Source organism: Spirosoma soli (assembly GCF_042684525.1).
In the GTDB taxonomy this organism is placed as follows: Bacteria; Bacteroidota; Bacteroidia; order Cytophagales; family Spirosomataceae; genus Spirosoma; species Spirosoma soli.
The window spans coordinates 152,196-169,686 of sequence record NZ_JBHULN010000001.1 but is presented as its reverse complement, the minus strand read 5'-3'; the positions used below and the strand labels follow the sequence as shown (position 1 = coordinate 169,686).

The window sequence follows — 17,491 nt, the reverse complement described above, 5'->3', positions numbered from 1 at the left end:
TCTTAACTAGGTCTTATCACATTTTAACTTTCTTTCTATTATGAAGCATTTTAAGCATTGGTTGTACGTAATGCTATTGCCGCTGAGTTTATTAGCGGCTCTTAGCGCCTGTAAGAAAGAACCAGGCATGGATACGCCACCCCAGGCTCCAGCGCTACGTATCGTTAGCATTGAACCCGCGACGGCACCTGTTGGCAGCACCGTTGTTGTCAACGGCGAAAATTTTAGTACTACGCCCGGTAGCAACACCGTAACCATTGGTGGCGTTCCGGCTACAGTTATCTCTGCATCCCCGACGCAATTGGTCGTCGTTGTGCCAGAAGGCGCGGCTAATGGACCCATTGGTATTACGGCTGGTGGACAAACAGTGCAAAGCTCGGGTACGTTTACGGTGGCGCAAAAATCTGCAAAACCCATATCGGAAGTACGTGGTACTCGATTCATGAATTTAACCTGGTCAAAAGACACAATCTACCTGCTTCGGGGCATGGTGTACATCCCGGCTGATTATACATTGACTATTCAGCCCGGAACGGTCATTAAAGGAGCCGGGCCGGAGCTAGATCCCGAAGGAAAAAACCAGGCAGGTACGCTCGTTGTGGAACGGCGTGGCAAAATAATGGCCATGGGTACCCCTACCGCACCTATTGTGTTTACCTCGGCGAAACCAGCGGGACAGCGCGGCTATGGCGATTGGGGCGGAGTCGTGCTGGTAGGTAAAGCGGCCTTTAACCAGCCCGGTACTACGTTATTTGCGGGTGGGGTTCGCGGCACTGTTGAAACCTACTCTGAATTCGATGATAATTCGGGTACCCTGCAATACGTGCGTATTGAGTTTGCCGGAACCGCTCCTTCGACCCCGGCTGAGAACAAACTTAGTGGACTTACTTTGTATGGAGTAGGGTATAGGACAACCATCAACCACGTACAAGTTTCCCACAGTAGTGGCGATGCGTTCGGGTGGTTTGGTGGCACTGTAACGGCTAAGAACTTAGTTGCCTTCCGTACCTACGACGACGACTGGAGCACAAATTGGGGATACATTGGCCGGGTTCAGTTTGGCGTGGCGCTACGTGATCCACAAACCTCTGATCCATCAGGGTCTAACGGCTTCGAGTCGGAGAATTTTAATCCGGGCGAAAATGCAGATGGTAGCCCCTTAAGTCCACGAAACGGCTTACCTCAGACTGCTCCTATTTTTGCCAATATGAGCAGCTTCGGAGTCAATACCACCATTACATCTCCTGCACGTGAGGCTGCTGGCTATCAATCGGGTATTCATATACGTCGAAATTCCGCCATCAGCATTTACAATTCACTAATCTACGGTTATACTGAAGGTTTGCGCCTGGATGGAACGGCTACCGGTACCTATGCGAACGCAACAAGCAATGCATTAGACCTGAAAGGTATTGTCCTCGCCAACGTGCTAACGCCGGTTGTGGGCGGTGGTGCCATCACGACTGACCAGGCGAATGCTTATTTCACGGCGGCTGGTCGCGGTAACCAGATCATTGCATCGTCGGATATAGGATCATTGCTCCTGAACGCTACGAATTTCAACCTGACGGCGCCCAACTTTTTACCGCAGGGAGGTTCTCCGCTGTTAACGGGCGCTGTTACGGGCGGAAAGCTCGACGCTACCGTTGGGCAGGCTAACTCCGAGAAATTCTTTATTGCAGTGCCGTATCGGGGAGCGTTTGGCACCGAGAACTGGCTAGCCAGCTGGACGAACTTCGATCCGCAGAATACAAACTACGATCAGTAATTATCTATTAATTAGCATGACATAGTCCATAATCAAACAGACCAGCTGATTTCGGCTGGTCTGTTTTTTTGTTGCTTATTCTATTAACAGGCGTATTTGCGTGTGAGCAGTACGTCAGATGCCGATTTCGGTTCTCACTAGGTTAAGCCAGATCGCCCGGCCGTCGCAGGTCCAGTGCGTATCGCTTATTAGGTAAGGCGATGAAGAAGCCTTTCTGAAGGCATCATACGTATCAATCGTTGGCACCCTTAAAGTCGGGTGCTGTTGAACTCGCTCGATGAGGTGGTTGTAAACATCCCGGTTCGGCTCAAGAATAGTCGCTTTGTTCGGAATGATTGACAGATAGACCTCGTCGAAACCAAGCTTCTTATACCGGGCGGCCACTGCGTTGACGCTATCCACTAACTTGTCAACCTCCTGGTCGCTCAGGGGGGAGAACGATGATAACCGGCTCGTGGTGTCGGTGTCTGAGTTTAAAAAGATGTTTCGCCGATCTTTCGATAAACTGACGCCTGTATTGTACCGGTCGAACCAGTTCAGGGTGAGCCGGGCTTTCAATTCTTTAAACCAGAACGCCCAATCCTGGCTGAATAAAGCGGATTCAAGCCGTTCTTCTACGTCTTTCCAGTGGAAATCTTTGGCTAAGCGTTGCCCCCAGGATTGTTTTGGAGTGGGCGCCTTACTCGTATCGCTCTCAACGATAAGATCATTGATTGGCATCCGAAAATGATCCTGAAAATGCCGCTCAATGGTTTCTATGAGTAAGACGTTCCGCTTGGTCGGGTCAAGTTGAGCGCGTTGGGGAAAATCCCACCGTATGCGCTGGTAGTGGCTCACCCGAAAGTCATTCTGACTGATGCGCTCTTTTTCCGAAAAACTGTCACCAATAAGGTAGAGGTGCGTTGATGCCGTGTCGCTGGCTCGGTGCGAGGCCGGACAAACGGGTTGTGGTAGTTTAAATTGGGGTAAGGCTGAAATCCGGTACAGATCGCCGTAGCGATAATCATCTACAATGACCTTCGCTTCGTAAAGCCAGTGCGAAACCGTTGATAAAAGTCCACTCGCCCATAGCACTGCAGCTGCCAACAGAACGAGGTATCGAAAAATACGCATGGCCAAAGATACAAGTTGTGGTTGATAGTGGTCAAGGGCTTACACTACAGTGTTAGCCTTCCCATTAGCGAAGTCGGATGCTGAACAACTGCACTGCCTGCTTGGCGCCACTCAGAATGTAAAGTTCGTTACTACGTTCGTCAAACTGCAAGGCCACCGGGAAATCGCTCGGAATAGGCCGATCGCCCACTATACGGCCGTTTAGATCGTAGAGCGTCGTGAAGCCACCCGACTTCACACTGATCAGTTCGACACCGGCGCCCAGCCGGTGATAACGAACGTCGTTGCGGCCCGATTGTAAAGCGCGCACTTCAAACCGGCGTTGTCCCTGCTGATCGAGTACGGCCACTTCGGTATCCGTAGTGCGAAGTAACAACCAGTTCGTCTGTTCTTCGTCCGGAAAAAGCCGGAATGAGCCGGCACGAACGGGTCGGTATAATTGGGTTCGTTTGGCAATGAGTCCGTTTGTAGTCAACGTCAGCAACTGACCCTCTTCGGTAATGGTATGAATGGTGGAACGGCCAAAGGGCAACAAGGCTGGGCCCCTAAACTGAACTTCGGGTTCGTCTTCGCTTGTCCGTTCAATGCGCACAGGAAAATGAGGGTATTGCGTGCCATTTTCGCGCCAGTGGTTCAGCGTACCATCGGGTTGCATAGCCAGAATGTCCATACCGGATGGCGTGTTAATGACTTGAAAAGGAAGTAGGAGAGGGCCTTTACGCGGGGCTGTGATGATTCGTACAAACGACCGGCTCTGTCGGTCCAGGGCATACACGTGGCCATCTTCGTGGGCAATCAGGGCGACCAGATTCCGTCGTTGGCTACCCCGCGGCCGCGCCAGATACGATGTATCAATGCCCTTGGGCAAACGGATGGCCTGCAGATGAACCTCGTTCGTGCCTGGATCGGCTACGTACAGGGTCTTGTCGGTCATAAATAGGTACTGCAATCGACCGTTGTTAAGAAAATCAACGGCGAGCGTATTACTGCGAATAGGACCATCGGTTGTTTCCTGAACGGTTTTTTCGCCTTCGGGCGTCACCAACACAAACTGCCCGGCATTGGTCTGCGCGTAAAATTGCGCTGCTCCGTCGCTCAAACTACCGGCTACCACTGGTGCCGAAATCAGGGAAGCGTTGAATTCCACCTTTTTCTGCAACAAAAGCCTGTTAAACACTGCCTGACTAGCACGACGGGTACTACGTCCTAAAATGACGGTGGAGATAATATTTTCGTTACCGTAGCTGGCCTGATAGGCCATGTTCTCCAGGTTCGCCAGCGCAGGGCTGCCCGTAGTTGGATCAATCTGGTCGATTAAGTTTTGCCAGGCTACCGGCCAGGTGGCTGGTAAGGTCATCTGCGCTCGATTCAATCGAACGAAAGCCGTAAAATTAGCCGGGCGAAGAGTTGTATTAACAAGTTCTGCCTGCCGCTCGTCGGAGGTCCAGACCGCCCCACGTTGCACCTGTTGCAGATAATCCTGCATGGCTTCTTCGGTATTAGCAACAATCAACGACGAGCCATGTTGCGTAATCCAGCTTTGCGGAAAGCCTGAAAAAAGGCTACTGAACAGCGAGGCTGGTAGCTCAGGCACGTTAAGAAAGAGCGTTTTATGGCCTAGAAAAGACTTTACCGGAACACGGGCGTTGGCACCGGCCCGGTAGGCAACTTGCTGGTAGGCGTTGGCTAGCTTCTTTCCATCCTGCGCCGTCAGGATAAGCACTTGGCGGGCGGCACCCGTTGGCGACTCCATACGACAAAGCAGAATGTCTCTACCTAACGATTCGTATAATGGCCCGGTCGCAGGTTCGATCTGACTGAATCGATCACGCAGGAACTCGCTGGAGGCTGATCCTAACAATCGGCTCAGTGAGCGTCCAAAACGAGCGGCATCGCTGATGCCAATATGATAAAGCGTCGCTGTTGTCTGCGGAATAAGGTTAGCGTGCTGAATGCGCTGGGGCGACTGCCCGGCAAACAAGGCTGCTACGTCGCTTCGGGCTCCGATATTATCGACGGCATAACCAATCAGGTGAGATCGGGAAGCGGAAGGGCGAAATTGTAAGTTTAATTGTTCCGGTAGAAACAACCGCACCAGCGACCCGACATTACTGAACAAGGACTGGAGCACCTCAGGACGCATAGAGAGGCCAGCCAGATGGTCGGCATCAAACCGAAAATCTGCTTCGGCGAGTGCTGACTCTGAGCCGGAGAACTTAAGTGGCTGATGCATTCGCCTGGCCACATTCTCAATCAAAATACCTGATACGCTACCAATAAGGTAGTTATCGGTAAGGATAAAGGAGCCAACGGGGTCGTTCGACCGCGATACTAAATCCAGAATTTTTTCTCCTGAAAACGTATGGTTCAATACCCGATAGCGTCGGGGATCGGGCGCGACAAGTCGATTTAAAAACGGTTGGTCTTTGTCGGTAAGCGGAATGTAGAAAACGTAATCTAGCGTTAATTTGGAAACCGAATGAAGCGAGTAACTGATCTTTCGGCCCGTTACAAACTTCAAAACGGTAGCCGAATCGGCCGTAGCATACAGGAACCGGTCCAGCCGTTGGCGGGCTTCATTAAAGATAGGAATCTGTCGCAGGGAGATCTCGGTTCGCAGCACTCGCGCCGAAACGGTATCCTGTAAACGATCGCTGGTCAGGACCAGCAAAGCACCCGGTGGTATGAGTGAGCCGACGGTACGGTTTGCTGGATAGAGCTGTCGATACCCAAACCAGCCGCCCAGCAGCAACACAACAATACTGATACCTATCCAGATGCGTTTGTTCATAATGAGTTAGTTAGCCAATTGGCGAGTCGGTCTGTCAGGCAGTAAATCTACTATAACTGGCTAACTGATCGACTCGCCGACTTACCAACTTACTTGCCCCACATGGCATTTGCCGTTTCGGGGAAGGGTAGCGTCAATTCTGGTACGTTGGCGGCAACTCGGTTTGCCCATTCAACTCCCTGCATTAGCGAGTGATCCTGGTTGCTAACCTCATATTTCCAGCCACCAAACCGGCCGCGCGAGTAAATACCAAAGGGTTCGAGTTTGGGCAATACAGCCTTCAGGATGGCATCCCGCTCGACGGATGGAGTCGGGTAGCCATAATCGAATGCCATGTGCCAGGTTGAAACGACTTCATCTTCGGGCAGAATCAGTTGATCTTCCTTTAAAGCCCGAATGGTATCCTCAATCAGGGTTTCCCGATTAACCGGCTTCGCCGACGATTCGCTCGTTTCGGTCATCAACGACCAGTTTTGGGTAATGTCCGGAACGTTGTTCGGGCTATAATTCGAGAACACCGTTACGCGGTAGTATGGGCTGTTCGACTCGGGGAAATACATCCAGCACATCGTTTTCAGGCTCTCTTTAGGTTGCCCTTTTAAACCAACGCCAACTACGTTTGTCGACGAGTGCTTCAGACCCTGGGCTGTCTCTACGGTTTGCGAGTCAAGACCTTCTACCTTACGGGTGAAGATGTCGAGCGGCACCGTGCTCATCAAATGTTCATACTGAATGGTTGATCCATCAGCGAGAACAATCTTTTTCTCGGGACCAATGACTTTCTCAACGGTGCAATTCAGCTTAACGTATTCGCGGCCAATCAGATCACCGACAGCTTCCCAGATGCCACCGGTACCACCGTGTTTGGGAAACTTAAAGGTGCTGTTAGGGCCCCAGGAAAAATCATCCTGATTGAAAATGATATTCTTGGTAACGCGTTGCAAATCAGTCACAGCTACCCGTTCGCCGACCCAAACTGCGTTCATTTCTTCTGTTGGGTACGCCCATACTTTAAAGTTGTATGGGAACATGAACGTTTCAGCTAATCCTGGGCCGAAGGTGGCCAAAATCCACTCTTTGAAGTTAGCAGGCTTTTGGTTCGTCGGAAACTTATAATTGTGGATGATGCCTTCCAGACACTTCCACATCGTTTCGGGTGAGAGATACTTAATGTTGTTCTGGAATGGATACGGCACAAACCGATTTTCAATCCACACCCACGATTCGCGCTGGTGGCTGAGCCAGCCATCCTGACCCAATGCTTTCAGCATCAGATCGTCGAAATATTTGTAGTGTGAAAACTGTACGTGACCACCAACGTCCCAGGTAAAACCTTTGTCGTCGACGAAGCTTTTGGAGAGGCCCCCTATGCGGTTTTCTTTTTCTAAAACAATGAAATCGGTGATACCAAGTTCTTTCAGCCGATAAGCGGCTCCCAGACCCGTCGGGCCAGAGCCAATGATGACGTATTTATAATTCATGAGTTGAGTTGGAAACTACACTATGCAATATACGAATGTAAGATCTTCGCCATCAGGCGCATCCGTATATCAGATTACGCGGCAACAGGTTCCGGTGCTTTGAGCGCCTTCACCTTATCGGCAAGATCGAAGCGGAACTGAGCCAGCTCTTTAAAACTTTGAATGCACACTTTCAACAGCTTCCATTTCAGAATGGACACGGTACCCGTCTGCCGTTCTTTATGGGTAATAGGGATGTCGAAAAGATTACAACCTGACTTTTTAGCCATAACGGCCAAAAAGATGTTTGGTGCAAAAGGCGTTGGAGTAGGTAATTGAGCCAACAGCTTTCGCAAGAAAGTGCCCCGAATCAGACGAAATGGGATATTGCTGTCCATGATGTAGGTGCCATAGATGAACGCAATACTCAATCGTAGAATCCGCGTAATAACCAACCGCGCGGGCGCATCGTACCGCTCTTCGCGATAGCCCAGAATAAATGGCGATTCATTCCGTTTTGCCCAAAGTTTTACGAAGTCATCCGTAATGAACTGATCGTCGCTATCGGTCTGAAAAACGTATTCAGAGTCTAGAGCGACAGCCTGACGGTAGCCGTTTACAACGGCATTGCCGTGACCACCATTGGGTTGGTGCACGACCACCAATTTAGGATAGCGGTCTTTGATTTGATCTAATATGGTACCAGTTTTATCACGCGAGCCATCATTGACGACAATCAATCGGGTATTTTCGGTGGGAAACTGACGGGTTAGTAAATCGGTCCACTGCTTGACAACAACTTCAATTACTTCTTCTTCGTTGTAAGCCGGCATTACGATTGACAGCAGGAGGCTCATGCAGTGTACTTTAGGTGGTTGGCGATCCGTCGGTCGTTCGACAACCGATTTTTGTAAAATGCTGAATTGGTTAAAGGGTCCGACGTAGATTGTTCTTGCCTAATAACTTCACAAATATAGGTAATTGTTGTGGGTCGGTACCGTTTGCTAATAGGAGTTTATTAACCGGGAAACCAGTTGATCTATCAATCGGCTCTGTTTTAGTGACAAATTTCTAGTATAAGGCCCTTCTGACTATGGATTAATACGAAAACCGATCTTTTAGATTGTTAATTGGTTTTTCAATCAAAAACCAGGAAAGCGTGGCAAGCGCTACAGTTAGTGCTAAGTAAAACGAAAACTCAAAAAAGTATGAACTCTGTAAGAAAGGGAGAAGATCTGTAATTCGTCGCCAGGCTCGCACCGTAAAGTGCGTGGGTGGAGTGTGGTAGAAGTTGAAAACGAAGTTGTGGTAGAGGTACAAGCCGTAACTGATGCGCCCCAGATACTGGCTTACCGGATGTTCTAACATCCATTTCATGATCCCACCGTATCCCAGGACTGCCCGACCTATCAGGAAAAAACCGAATAGTGAGGCCACCAGCCGTTCCCACACATCGGCCATAACGTTGTGGTAGCCATAGGGTGAATCAAGCGCAATCCAGTTCGTGAGAATGACAACGCCCACAAACCCCAATAAGCTGACGATAACCCAGGCCGACGATTGAAAGAGCCGGGTAAACCAATCGCGCCGGTACAGCCAGCCGTACGCCATAATAGCCCCTAAGCCAAAGGCGTCCAGGCAGGTAGGCATGGAAACGTAGCCGATGAACCAGGGAAGTTGTTTAGCAAACAAGATATATCGAAGGCCAACGCTACCAATAATCATAAGCAATGATGTTAGCGGAACGTAGCGACGCGGCACAAAAAACAGTAGTAAAGGAAAAAATAGATAAACTTGCTCTTCAACCGCCAATGACCACAAATGGTCTACCGTACCCATCCAGGTGTGGTTTATGGCCATGTAGATGTTCGTGGCATATAAGGCGAGCCAGGCAAACTTCTCCCGCACGGGCGGCTCGTTGACAAGCGCTAAGACGAACAACGTCAGGTAGTAAACCGGGAAAATGCGAATCGTTCGGCGAATGTAGAAGGTCTTCAGGTACTTACCTAGACCGCCATGGGGTTGATCCCGTAATTTGTCTTTACTCGACAACAAGATCCGGGTGATCAGAAAGCCGCTCAGGACGAAAAAAATGGTAACGCCTAATGCCCCCAGCGCTAGCCCTTCGATGCGCCCAACCATCCAATGATCGAACAACACAAGACCAACGGCAATAAACCGGATTCCATCCAACTGTTTGAGGTGGTTCAGCGTTGGACGGATTAGGGGGCTTGCTGGGGCGTTTGTTTGCATAGTAATCATTGAATCAATAAATCAGCACAGAGCGAAATAAACTCAACTAACCGATTTTACCAGTTTTTCTTGGACATATCAACCGGCTGACCAGTTGACCGAATTATTTGGTTGGTGGGCGACAGCGTTGTTTGATTGGCCACCGTCAACACGAATAGTTGATACGTACCTGCTTCGAGCTCAGCAGGCGATATAACGGACGAAAAGCCAGTCGAAAATTGGCGGCCTGGCAGAAGCTTCGTTTTGCTGACAGATGCCTGATTTTGCCGGGTCGGAAACAAATAGGTACGCCGGCTTGAACGGGCCACTATATAGGCGCCTTCATCGCGCAGGCCCAATGCCGGAATTGTTTCGTTCTGGATCGAATACCCCGCCGATGTTTTAGTGATACGTATAGGTACAACAGGCTGGTTACCGGGGCCGTACAACGTTGGTAGCACTTTGTCGTAGAAGGCTGGTTGAGGCTTCGTGTACTTGAGAGTTACCGGGTCTAGTCTGACAACCGGGCGATTGGTGCTGTACGTCCAGTTGAACTGGTTAGTTAACAGCCAATGCCGCCACCACATGGCCTCGCTCAGGAAGGTATAATACGATAACCAGGCCAGCGAGATACTGCCTATGATCCCTATTCCGTTGACCCAGCGCCCAATTCGCTGAGGTAACTCTATAATGGCATACGTGTAAAGTAACAACAATAGCAGCAATGAGTACAGCTTGTAGCGACTCGTAATGAGCAGGTGAGCACCAAATCCAGTGCGTGTCCAGGCCACAATAGCCGCAGTTCCCAGCACAAAAGCTGCACAACTCCAAAAAAATAAGGTAGCTGATGACAATACTGTTTTGTTAGCAGAACTGTAGGTTGAAGAGCTAGTTAGTTGCCCCAAGGTTTGGAGAATGGTACGCCAATTGGTGGTAACGCCCCAGCCTATGCCGCCAAGCGTGATTACAACCATCAAACAGCCTAACAAAGTGCTATTCGTGAGGGCTGATCCTACAGGAAAGGCTTCGGCAGCGGCACCAATAACGGCAAACCAACCCTTCAGCAAGGCTACTAGGCCGGGCTGCACATACGTTATATCGCCGGGTTGCTTGAACCCATAGAAATAGAGGCCAATTACTAACGCTGCACTACCAAGCCAACTGATTAACGGGTTGAATCGACGTTGCTCAGCGTTACGTTGCCGGTCGTTTAGGCGCAAGACCAGCAGAACAGCGCCGAGGGGCCAAACCGTAAGGCCATTGCCGCTGGTCAGTGTTGCGAGCACGGCCGAAAGCACGGCTAAACTTAACCGGTTCGTATAGCTTAGTAAGTAAAGGGCCAGTACAATCCACAGCACCACCGAAAAGTTTTGCAGGGCAGCCATGCCCCAAAACATGTTCTCCCACTGCGAGAGGTTGAACAAAAGAAAGGCAACCGGCACCGCATAAAACACCGAGCGGCCACTCCGGCGTAATACCGAAATGAATATGGCTAGTAACCCAACGACCGCCAGGTTACCAACGATCATCAAATGAATGTAATTGAGCTTGCCAAACAGCCAGTAATCAATTACTGTGATGATACGGTCATAAACGATGCGGTGTTCGTTATGCTGTTTAAATAGTTGATAGATTTTGCCTGAAATCGTCGTTTCCTGATCGAAGAGATAAAGGAAATGCCGTAAAGCATGATCGTCCCATTTTGGCACATTAACCGCGTAATATTGCCAGACCAGCCCGAAAACAACTACCGGCAACGCAACAAAAAGCCAGGCGCCCAGCGACCAGCCCGCGGAAGTTGCCGCCGTTGGTGAGCTTGCCCGGTGAGATCTGGTTTGGTCCGGCCGGGTCGACAGCGTTTGGTTGGGTTGGTCGCGTGGGGTCATCCGGCGATTAGCAAACTCGAAAGCTGACGAACGATGTTGTCGGCATCCAGACCCGACATGTGCTGGTGATACTTTTGATCGCCATAAAGCCCGTTCGGGTAGCCCTGGGCCGACAGGCTCACAAAATGGCTCGGGGCGGCTCCGTCGGTTAATAATTTTACGGACAGTTGTTGGGCCAATCCGCCAATGGATACGTGCTCTTCAACGACTAGCAAAGGCTTCCCCGCCCAACGATGAGCCAGTTCAATGGGTAAATCGAGCGGAAGGTTAGTAGCGGTAAACACATCAAACTGTCCTTTAAGCTGCTCATCCTGTAGGGCTGTCAATACGTTACCCACAACCGGACCCAGTGCCACGACAGTACCAAGTGATTCACTGCTGCGCACAACGTGTTTGAACGTTCCCATTACGCTGGCTCCATCGGGTGTTTTACCGCCAGCTCCCAAACGAAGGTAAGCCGGGCGGCTTTCGGCCACGATCTGATCAAGCATAGGGTCTACATCATCAGCAAACGCAGGGATGTACGTATTAACGTTCTGTAGACTGCTCAAGGCGGCTAAATCTTCAATAGCATGGTGCGTTGAGCCCATGATGCCATAGCCGTATCCACCACCGTTTCCTACCAGGAAAACGGGCATATTATGCAGGCAAACATCGTTACGGAACTGCTCCAGGCACCGGTAAACGGCAAAAGGAGCGATGCTGTAGCAGAAAACTTTATAACCTTTGTAGGCCATTCCTGCTGCTACACCAACCATATTTTGTTCGGCAACACCCGCATTTATGAACCGAGGTCCCATCAGCTCGACAAGGTTTTCGAGAGCATTATACCCTAAGTCGCCAGTGATGAACACCACCTTGTCGTCGGTCGCGGCAATTCGTTCAATACCGGCTGAAAATTCTTTTCGCATACTTGTAATGGCTAAAATCTAATTAATAACTGGTTTTATGAAAACACGAGAATGTTGTTCGGATGTAATTCTACATAAAACGCATCATTTCGATTTAGCCTTTCAATAAGTGGCAGATGTTTTGCCAGTAAGTCCATTAGGGATTCGTTTGGAATATTGCCTAAACACACTCGTATCAATTTCTTAGGAGTCTGACGTAGCAAATAACTATTTTTGAAATCAGAGTCTTTCGTAATAACAATGCTGTCAGTCGCATCTGCATATTGACAAATATCGGAATCAGTTGTAGAATCTCCTCTGAGTAGCCGAGTCATGTGTTGCGATTCGAACCCACATGAAACAAAATATTTTGACAGTTTTATTGGTATATGAACGTCGCAAATGAATTTCATCAGGCAGCAATGGCAGGAGGAATCTGACCCGATAGCGTAATTTTGGCATAATTGAGGCAAGCAATAATATCTTCTCGTTCCAACTCAGGATGATCTTCTATTATTTCAGGTATTGTCATGCCTGACCCCAGCAGATCAAGGACTACCTCAACCGGCCACCGCATACCCCGAATACAAGGTTTGCCATGACAAATTTGCGTATCAAGTGTAATTCGTTCCAGGTAGTTCATCGTCTTCGTCTCAATTACTACAAAAACTACTTACTTCTACGTTGTTCTATCAGGGCGTTGATTTCGGCAGCCGTTTTGTACATCTGTGGACCCTTACGCACCAGTGTTCGAATGAATTTCGGTCGTTTTTTTGTCTCTTCAAATATCTTACTGATGTATTCGCCTAAGAACGAGATTCCTAACAAGTTGATGCCGCCAAAAAACATCACCAGAATAATAACCGTTGACAGACCCGCTGGTGTATCAGGGAAGAATACTAATTTGGCAAGAATCTGCCAAAGTATGCCTAGTACTGATAAGCCTGTTAACAGGAATCCGGCATAGGTCATCAACTCAAGCGGGGCGAAGCTAAAAGAGAAAATGGCTTTTTTGGCCCACCAGATGTTCTTCGTCCAGTTATTGGTCGAGACACCAAACATCCGTTCCGGCCGCACGTAGTTGACACCCGTCTGTTTGAAGCCTACCCATGCCCGCAAGCCACGTAGAAACTGTTCCGTTTCGGGCAAGTTCACAAGTTCACGCACCACCTTTCGATCAATGATGGAGAAATCACCCGCATCAACTGGAATGTTGATGTAAGCCGTTTTGCGGAACAACCGATAGAACTGCTTATAAAAAAAGTGTACATGCGGAGCCATTTCCCGCTGCACCCGAACACCATAAACGACGTCGAAGCCCTGCTGCCATTTCTCGTAAAATTCTGGAATAACCTCGGGAGGGTCTTGCAGGTCACCATCCATCAAGACAACGGCATCACCCGTTGAGATTTCCATACCACTCAGGAAAGCCGATTGAGAGCCGAAATTACGGGAGTGCTTAATGGCAATTACGTTCGGGTCCTTCGCACAAATCTCGCTGAGCACCTCGTCGGTGTTATCGGGCGAATTATCGTTGACAAAGATAATTTCGTAACGCACCTTCATCTGATTGAAGGTCTTCACCAGGCGCTCGTACATGTACGGTATGGCCTGGGCGTCTTTGTAGCAGGCGATGATGGGCGAGATAACCGGGTTTAGCGTCGGGGTTTGAAAGGCGGGCAAGACACGACTTTCGTATTGATGGGCAATCTGCCAGTCGGCCGTTCGCTGAAGGCCGTCGCTCAGCGAGGTACGGGCTTTCCAGCCGAGATCGTTTTCAGCCGCAGTCGGGTCACCGTACCAGTCGGCCAGGTCCCAGTTGCGGTTGTTCATGCTTCCCCATACCGGCTCGGTCGCAATGCCAAACGTCTGCCGGGTTACGTCGACCAACTCCCGCATGGTGGTTTTCTGGCCGGTGGCAATGTTGTACGACCGACCGCGAATGGCTTCATTGACGCGCAGAGCAGCCAGCACAAACGCTTCTACGCAGTCATCGACGTAGACAAAATCGCGGCTGATATCCGGCGAAACCAGCGGTGGAAGCCTCTGCTGACGAGCCTCTTCCACCAATCTTGGAATGAGCCGGTCGGGTTCTTCCCAACCCCCGTAGATGGAATACAGCCGCAGGTTTAAGGTATTTAAACCGTGTATTTTAGCGTAATATTCCAGCGTATAAGCGGCCGAAACTTTCGATACAGCGTAATGACTATTAGGTTCGACCGGATCGGTCTCTTTGGGAGCCGTACAATTGAAGCCGTATTCAGAGCTGCTACCTGCGTGGATGTAGACCATGTCGGGCGAGCAATTCTCCAAAATGTTAACCGTACCCAGCACATTGGTTTCGTAGGTCAGGCCAACGTTTTTCTGCTTACTGTACGCACCATAAGCCGCCAGGTTGAATATGGTTTTGGGCTTGTACCGGTCAAACACATCTTTAACCGATGTACCTGATAAAATATCGCAGTGAACAACATTCTCCGCCGGAACATCCAGCAATTTTAGGCGCCAGGCTTTGGTGGCATCGTGCGTTAGGGCGTACACGTCGGACTGTCCGTTGCGCTGACGAGCACGCGAAAGTTGTTCCAGTAGGTTGGCACCGATAAATCCACTAGCCCCGAAAACAACAATGGGACCCTTGAGTTGCTTGATGGTATTAGTAAACGGTTGTTCGTTAGGCGACATTCGGGGATAATGTTAGGTAGCGTTCGGTGACGTCGGCACAAGCCTGTTCGTACTGGGCGGAGTTCATAGGCAGGTAATGCCACTCAAGCCGATTTTCCATGTACGATACGCCTTTGCCTTTTACCGTGTGGGCAATCACTACTTTAGGTTTACCGTTTGGTGCAGCGGTCAACTGGTCAACCGTCGATGTAAGCGCTTCAATATCATGACCATCCACTTCTATAGTGTCAAAGCCAATCGCTTCCCACTTACGAGCATCGGCTGTGTCGCCCAAAACGTCAGCAGTAATACCAAAGCCCTGCAGGCCGTTTTTATCAATCAGCACAATCAGGTTGTCGAGGCCGTTCTGTAAGGCAAAATGGGCGGCTTCCCAGGTTGTTCCTTCGTTTGTTTCGCCATCGGACATTAGCACATAAACGCGTGAGCCGTCATTCTGAAGTTTTCCGGCGTGCGCAATACCGGCACCAATGGGCAAACCATGCCCCAGCGAACCCGTTGCGAATGGGATACCCCGATGTTTGTTTGGTGCTGGATGAGCAGGTAAGGTGGTGCCGTTGTGATAATACGTTGCCAGAACCTCGTCGGAGATCTCGCCGAGGTGATTCAGGCAAGCGTATAGAGAAGCCGCTGCGTGACCTTTCGATAACAAAAAGGTATCCTGTTCCCGCTTGTGCACTACCAGCGTGGCAATCATCATATCGATGCAGCTCAGTGAGCAGCCGATATGACCGGCATGCGCCTGGTTATAAAGCCCCAGAATCTTTAGCCGGAGCTGCCCCTGGAGTTGTCGAGTATCAATGGATGGAGTTTGCACGCGTCTGTCGTTTAATGTCGGAGGCTACTTGTATCTCAAATTTGGGATTATTAACCATAAAGCCTTGAGCCTGAGACTTAGTATCTGTACTTCTTGTCCTGAAAGTCAAAAATAGTAATTTTTTCGCCGGACTTCCCTTTTACCAGTACGACCCGGTCACGCTCATTGGGGTCAACCCGCTGGATAAACTGCGCATCTTCAGGAAGATACACGTTTACTAACTGTGCATCCAGCAAAGCGTATGGAGAGTATGTTTTATCTATTTTTTCCGAGTAGATAACGCGCTTCATATTCGGGTACAGAATCGTATCACCGGGCGCATAAAGCTGTTTTAATTTCTGAGCCGTGTAGAAGTACGGATTAGAAATACGGGGTCGGTCGAAGTAGGTGTATTTGGGTTGGTTGTCTGCGTATATGTCTGCCAGCAACTGTATAACAAAGCCCAGTTGTAAAATCAGGACAGCTCCCAATGGCAAGCTGAACCATCTTGGCAACTGTATTAACTGCTGCAAACCCATGGCTACGAAAACACAAACGTACGGGAATGAGAAGCCTGAATAGCGCTGAGTGATGCCAAAGGTATGCCCTGATCGCCAGGCCATAAATAATAAGAACAAGGTGGGTATGAAGGCTAAAAGAAACATCAATACTACTAAATGCTTTTGGGATGTTCCAACATAGCTAACAACGTAGCGACCAATCAAATAAATGAATGGAACAGCCGTCGACAATACCAGGAAGCGTAATGGAACAACCGTGTAGATGGGTAATCCTACCGCTAAAACAACCGGTACAATACCATAAACCCAAACAGGTGGATTCTTGTCTGCCCAATACTGGTGGATGAAAAACGTTGCCACACTGCCAAGCCCAATGGCCAGGACTGAGTTCCGGAGTCCCAGGATGGCCGTTCCTAAGCCATTCGTAACTATGAAAAGATCGGCAAAAATCGGCACCGCCCGGACGGTGATATTGCGAAAGGTAGCTGGTAAGACAATGCCGAACTGTGAACCCGTCGGATTCGTCAATGCAATACTACGGTATAGCTGAGCCTGATAATTAAGCGTAAAAAAGGTGTATTTACCACCGCCAAACAAAAACCACAAAGAGACTAAACCCAAACCAAGAGCTGCAACTGAAGCTAAGGTAATCCATGTCTGTTTATTCCGCAGGTATAATAATGCGTACAAACCATGACACAAAAATACCGTAACGGTTAAATAATGAGATAAAACGGATGTCACAAACACTAGCCCATAAGCTACGTACAAACCGATTGGGTGTTTGTTGGTACGTGCTTTTTCGAGAATAAGCAGTAAAAGATGAGTTGCCAATAACGTTAGAAAAAAACTCATCGAGTAGTTCCTGGCGATATGACTATGCGCAATAAAAAACGGCTCAATGGCGGCTACGAATGCGCTTGTGATGGCTAGCTTCTCTGAATTGAAATGCCGTTTGACAAAATAATAAAGTAGTAGAACGGTGAACGTACTGAATAGCACCGAGGGCATACGTAGCGACCAATCACTTAGACCGAATAGTTCCATCCAAAGCCACAAAACAGCGTAGTAGGAGGGACTATTGCCGATGTCACTCCTGGTATCGGCCTCAATAAAGTCGGCTATTGTCTTGGGCTTCCAGAATTCGGCCGGGGTGAAGTACGTTTTTGAGAATACATCTTTCTGGTTGAATCCTTCCAGCACGACGCCCTGGCTAATGAGTAGCGTAGATTTTTCGTCGAAAAAGATGCCATACGTGCCAGCCCGGTACAGACGTAACGCAAAGGCGAGAACTAAAATAGCGCCTAGCAGAAATAGTGTAGTGCGATTTGATAAGCGGAACATTGCCGCAAAAG

The 17,491-nt window shown here is 49.3% G+C and carries 13 protein-coding genes; 1 reads left to right on the top strand and 12 read right to left on the bottom strand.

Annotation, left to right across the window (positions count from 1 at the left end; translation table 11 throughout):
• Positions 1 to 40 precede the first annotated feature (40 nt).
• Positions 41 to 1,768: an IPT/TIG domain-containing protein gene (locus ACFSUS_RS00665; RefSeq protein WP_381517632.1), complete on the top strand. Its 1,728-nt coding sequence runs from the start codon at positions 41 to 43 to the stop codon at positions 1,766 to 1,768.
• 114 nt (positions 1,769 to 1,882) lie between these two features.
• On the opposite strand, the gene ACFSUS_RS00660 is transcribed toward ACFSUS_RS00665, so the two are convergent.
• From ACFSUS_RS00660 to ACFSUS_RS00605, 12 genes are all read right to left on the bottom strand, one after another.
• Positions 1,883 to 2,881 (bottom strand): hypothetical protein, encoded by a 999-nt coding sequence (locus ACFSUS_RS00660; RefSeq protein ID WP_381517629.1) that lies wholly within the window; start codon positions 2,879 to 2,881, stop codon positions 1,883 to 1,885.
• Positions 2,882 to 2,945: 64 nt separating this feature from the next.
• Positions 2,946 to 5,672, bottom strand: coding sequence for a hypothetical protein (locus ACFSUS_RS00655; protein WP_381517626.1), 2,727 nt, complete (start codon positions 5,670 to 5,672; stop codon positions 2,946 to 2,948).
• 89 nt (positions 5,673 to 5,761) lie between these two features.
• Positions 5,762 to 7,153, bottom strand: coding sequence for a protoporphyrinogen/coproporphyrinogen oxidase (locus tag ACFSUS_RS00650; RefSeq protein WP_381517623.1), 1,392 nt, complete (start codon positions 7,151 to 7,153; stop codon positions 5,762 to 5,764).
• Between the two features lie 74 nt (positions 7,154 to 7,227).
• The gene (locus tag ACFSUS_RS00645; RefSeq protein ID WP_381517620.1) at positions 7,228 to 7,989 is read right to left on the bottom strand and encodes a glycosyltransferase family 2 protein; all 762 of its coding nucleotides are present in this window, start codon (positions 7,987 to 7,989) and stop codon (positions 7,228 to 7,230) included.
• Between the two features lie 241 nt (positions 7,990 to 8,230).
• The gene (locus tag ACFSUS_RS00640; RefSeq protein WP_381517617.1) at positions 8,231 to 9,385 is read right to left on the bottom strand and encodes an acyltransferase family protein; all 1,155 of its coding nucleotides are present in this window, start codon (positions 9,383 to 9,385) and stop codon (positions 8,231 to 8,233) included.
• Positions 9,386 to 9,441: 56 nt separating this feature from the next.
• Positions 9,442 to 11,250 (bottom strand): hypothetical protein, encoded by a 1,809-nt coding sequence (locus ACFSUS_RS00635; RefSeq protein WP_381517614.1) that lies wholly within the window; start codon positions 11,248 to 11,250, stop codon positions 9,442 to 9,444.
• Positions 11,247 to 12,161, bottom strand: a complete 915-nt coding sequence (locus ACFSUS_RS00630) for a transketolase family protein (protein WP_381517612.1) — start codon at positions 12,159 to 12,161, stop codon at positions 11,247 to 11,249. Before ACFSUS_RS00630 ends, ACFSUS_RS00635 begins: the two co-directional genes overlap by 4 nt.
• A 35-nt stretch (positions 12,162 to 12,196) precedes the next feature.
• A complete protein-coding gene (locus ACFSUS_RS00625; protein WP_381517610.1) occupies positions 12,197 to 12,553 on the bottom strand; it encodes a DUF5615 family PIN-like protein in 357 nt (118 codons plus the stop codon).
• Positions 12,553 to 12,783: a DUF433 domain-containing protein gene (locus tag ACFSUS_RS00620; RefSeq protein WP_381517608.1), complete on the bottom strand. Its 231-nt coding sequence runs from the start codon at positions 12,781 to 12,783 to the stop codon at positions 12,553 to 12,555. Before ACFSUS_RS00620 ends, ACFSUS_RS00625 begins: the two co-directional genes overlap by 1 nt.
• A gap of 26 nt (positions 12,784 to 12,809) precedes the next feature.
• Entirely contained in the window at positions 12,810 to 14,822 is a 2,013-nt protein-coding gene (locus tag ACFSUS_RS00615) for an NAD-dependent epimerase/dehydratase family protein (RefSeq protein ID WP_381517606.1), read from the bottom strand.
• Positions 14,812 to 15,636 (bottom strand): transketolase, encoded by an 825-nt coding sequence (locus ACFSUS_RS00610; RefSeq protein WP_381517604.1) that lies wholly within the window; start codon positions 15,634 to 15,636, stop codon positions 14,812 to 14,814. Before ACFSUS_RS00610 ends, ACFSUS_RS00615 begins: the two co-directional genes overlap by 11 nt.
• Positions 15,637 to 15,713: 77 nt before the next feature.
• On the bottom strand, positions 15,714 to 17,480 hold the full coding sequence (locus ACFSUS_RS00605; RefSeq protein ID WP_381517602.1) for a glycosyltransferase family 39 protein: 1,767 nt from the start codon (positions 17,478 to 17,480) through the stop codon (positions 15,714 to 15,716).
• Positions 17,481 to 17,491 lie beyond the last annotated feature (11 nt).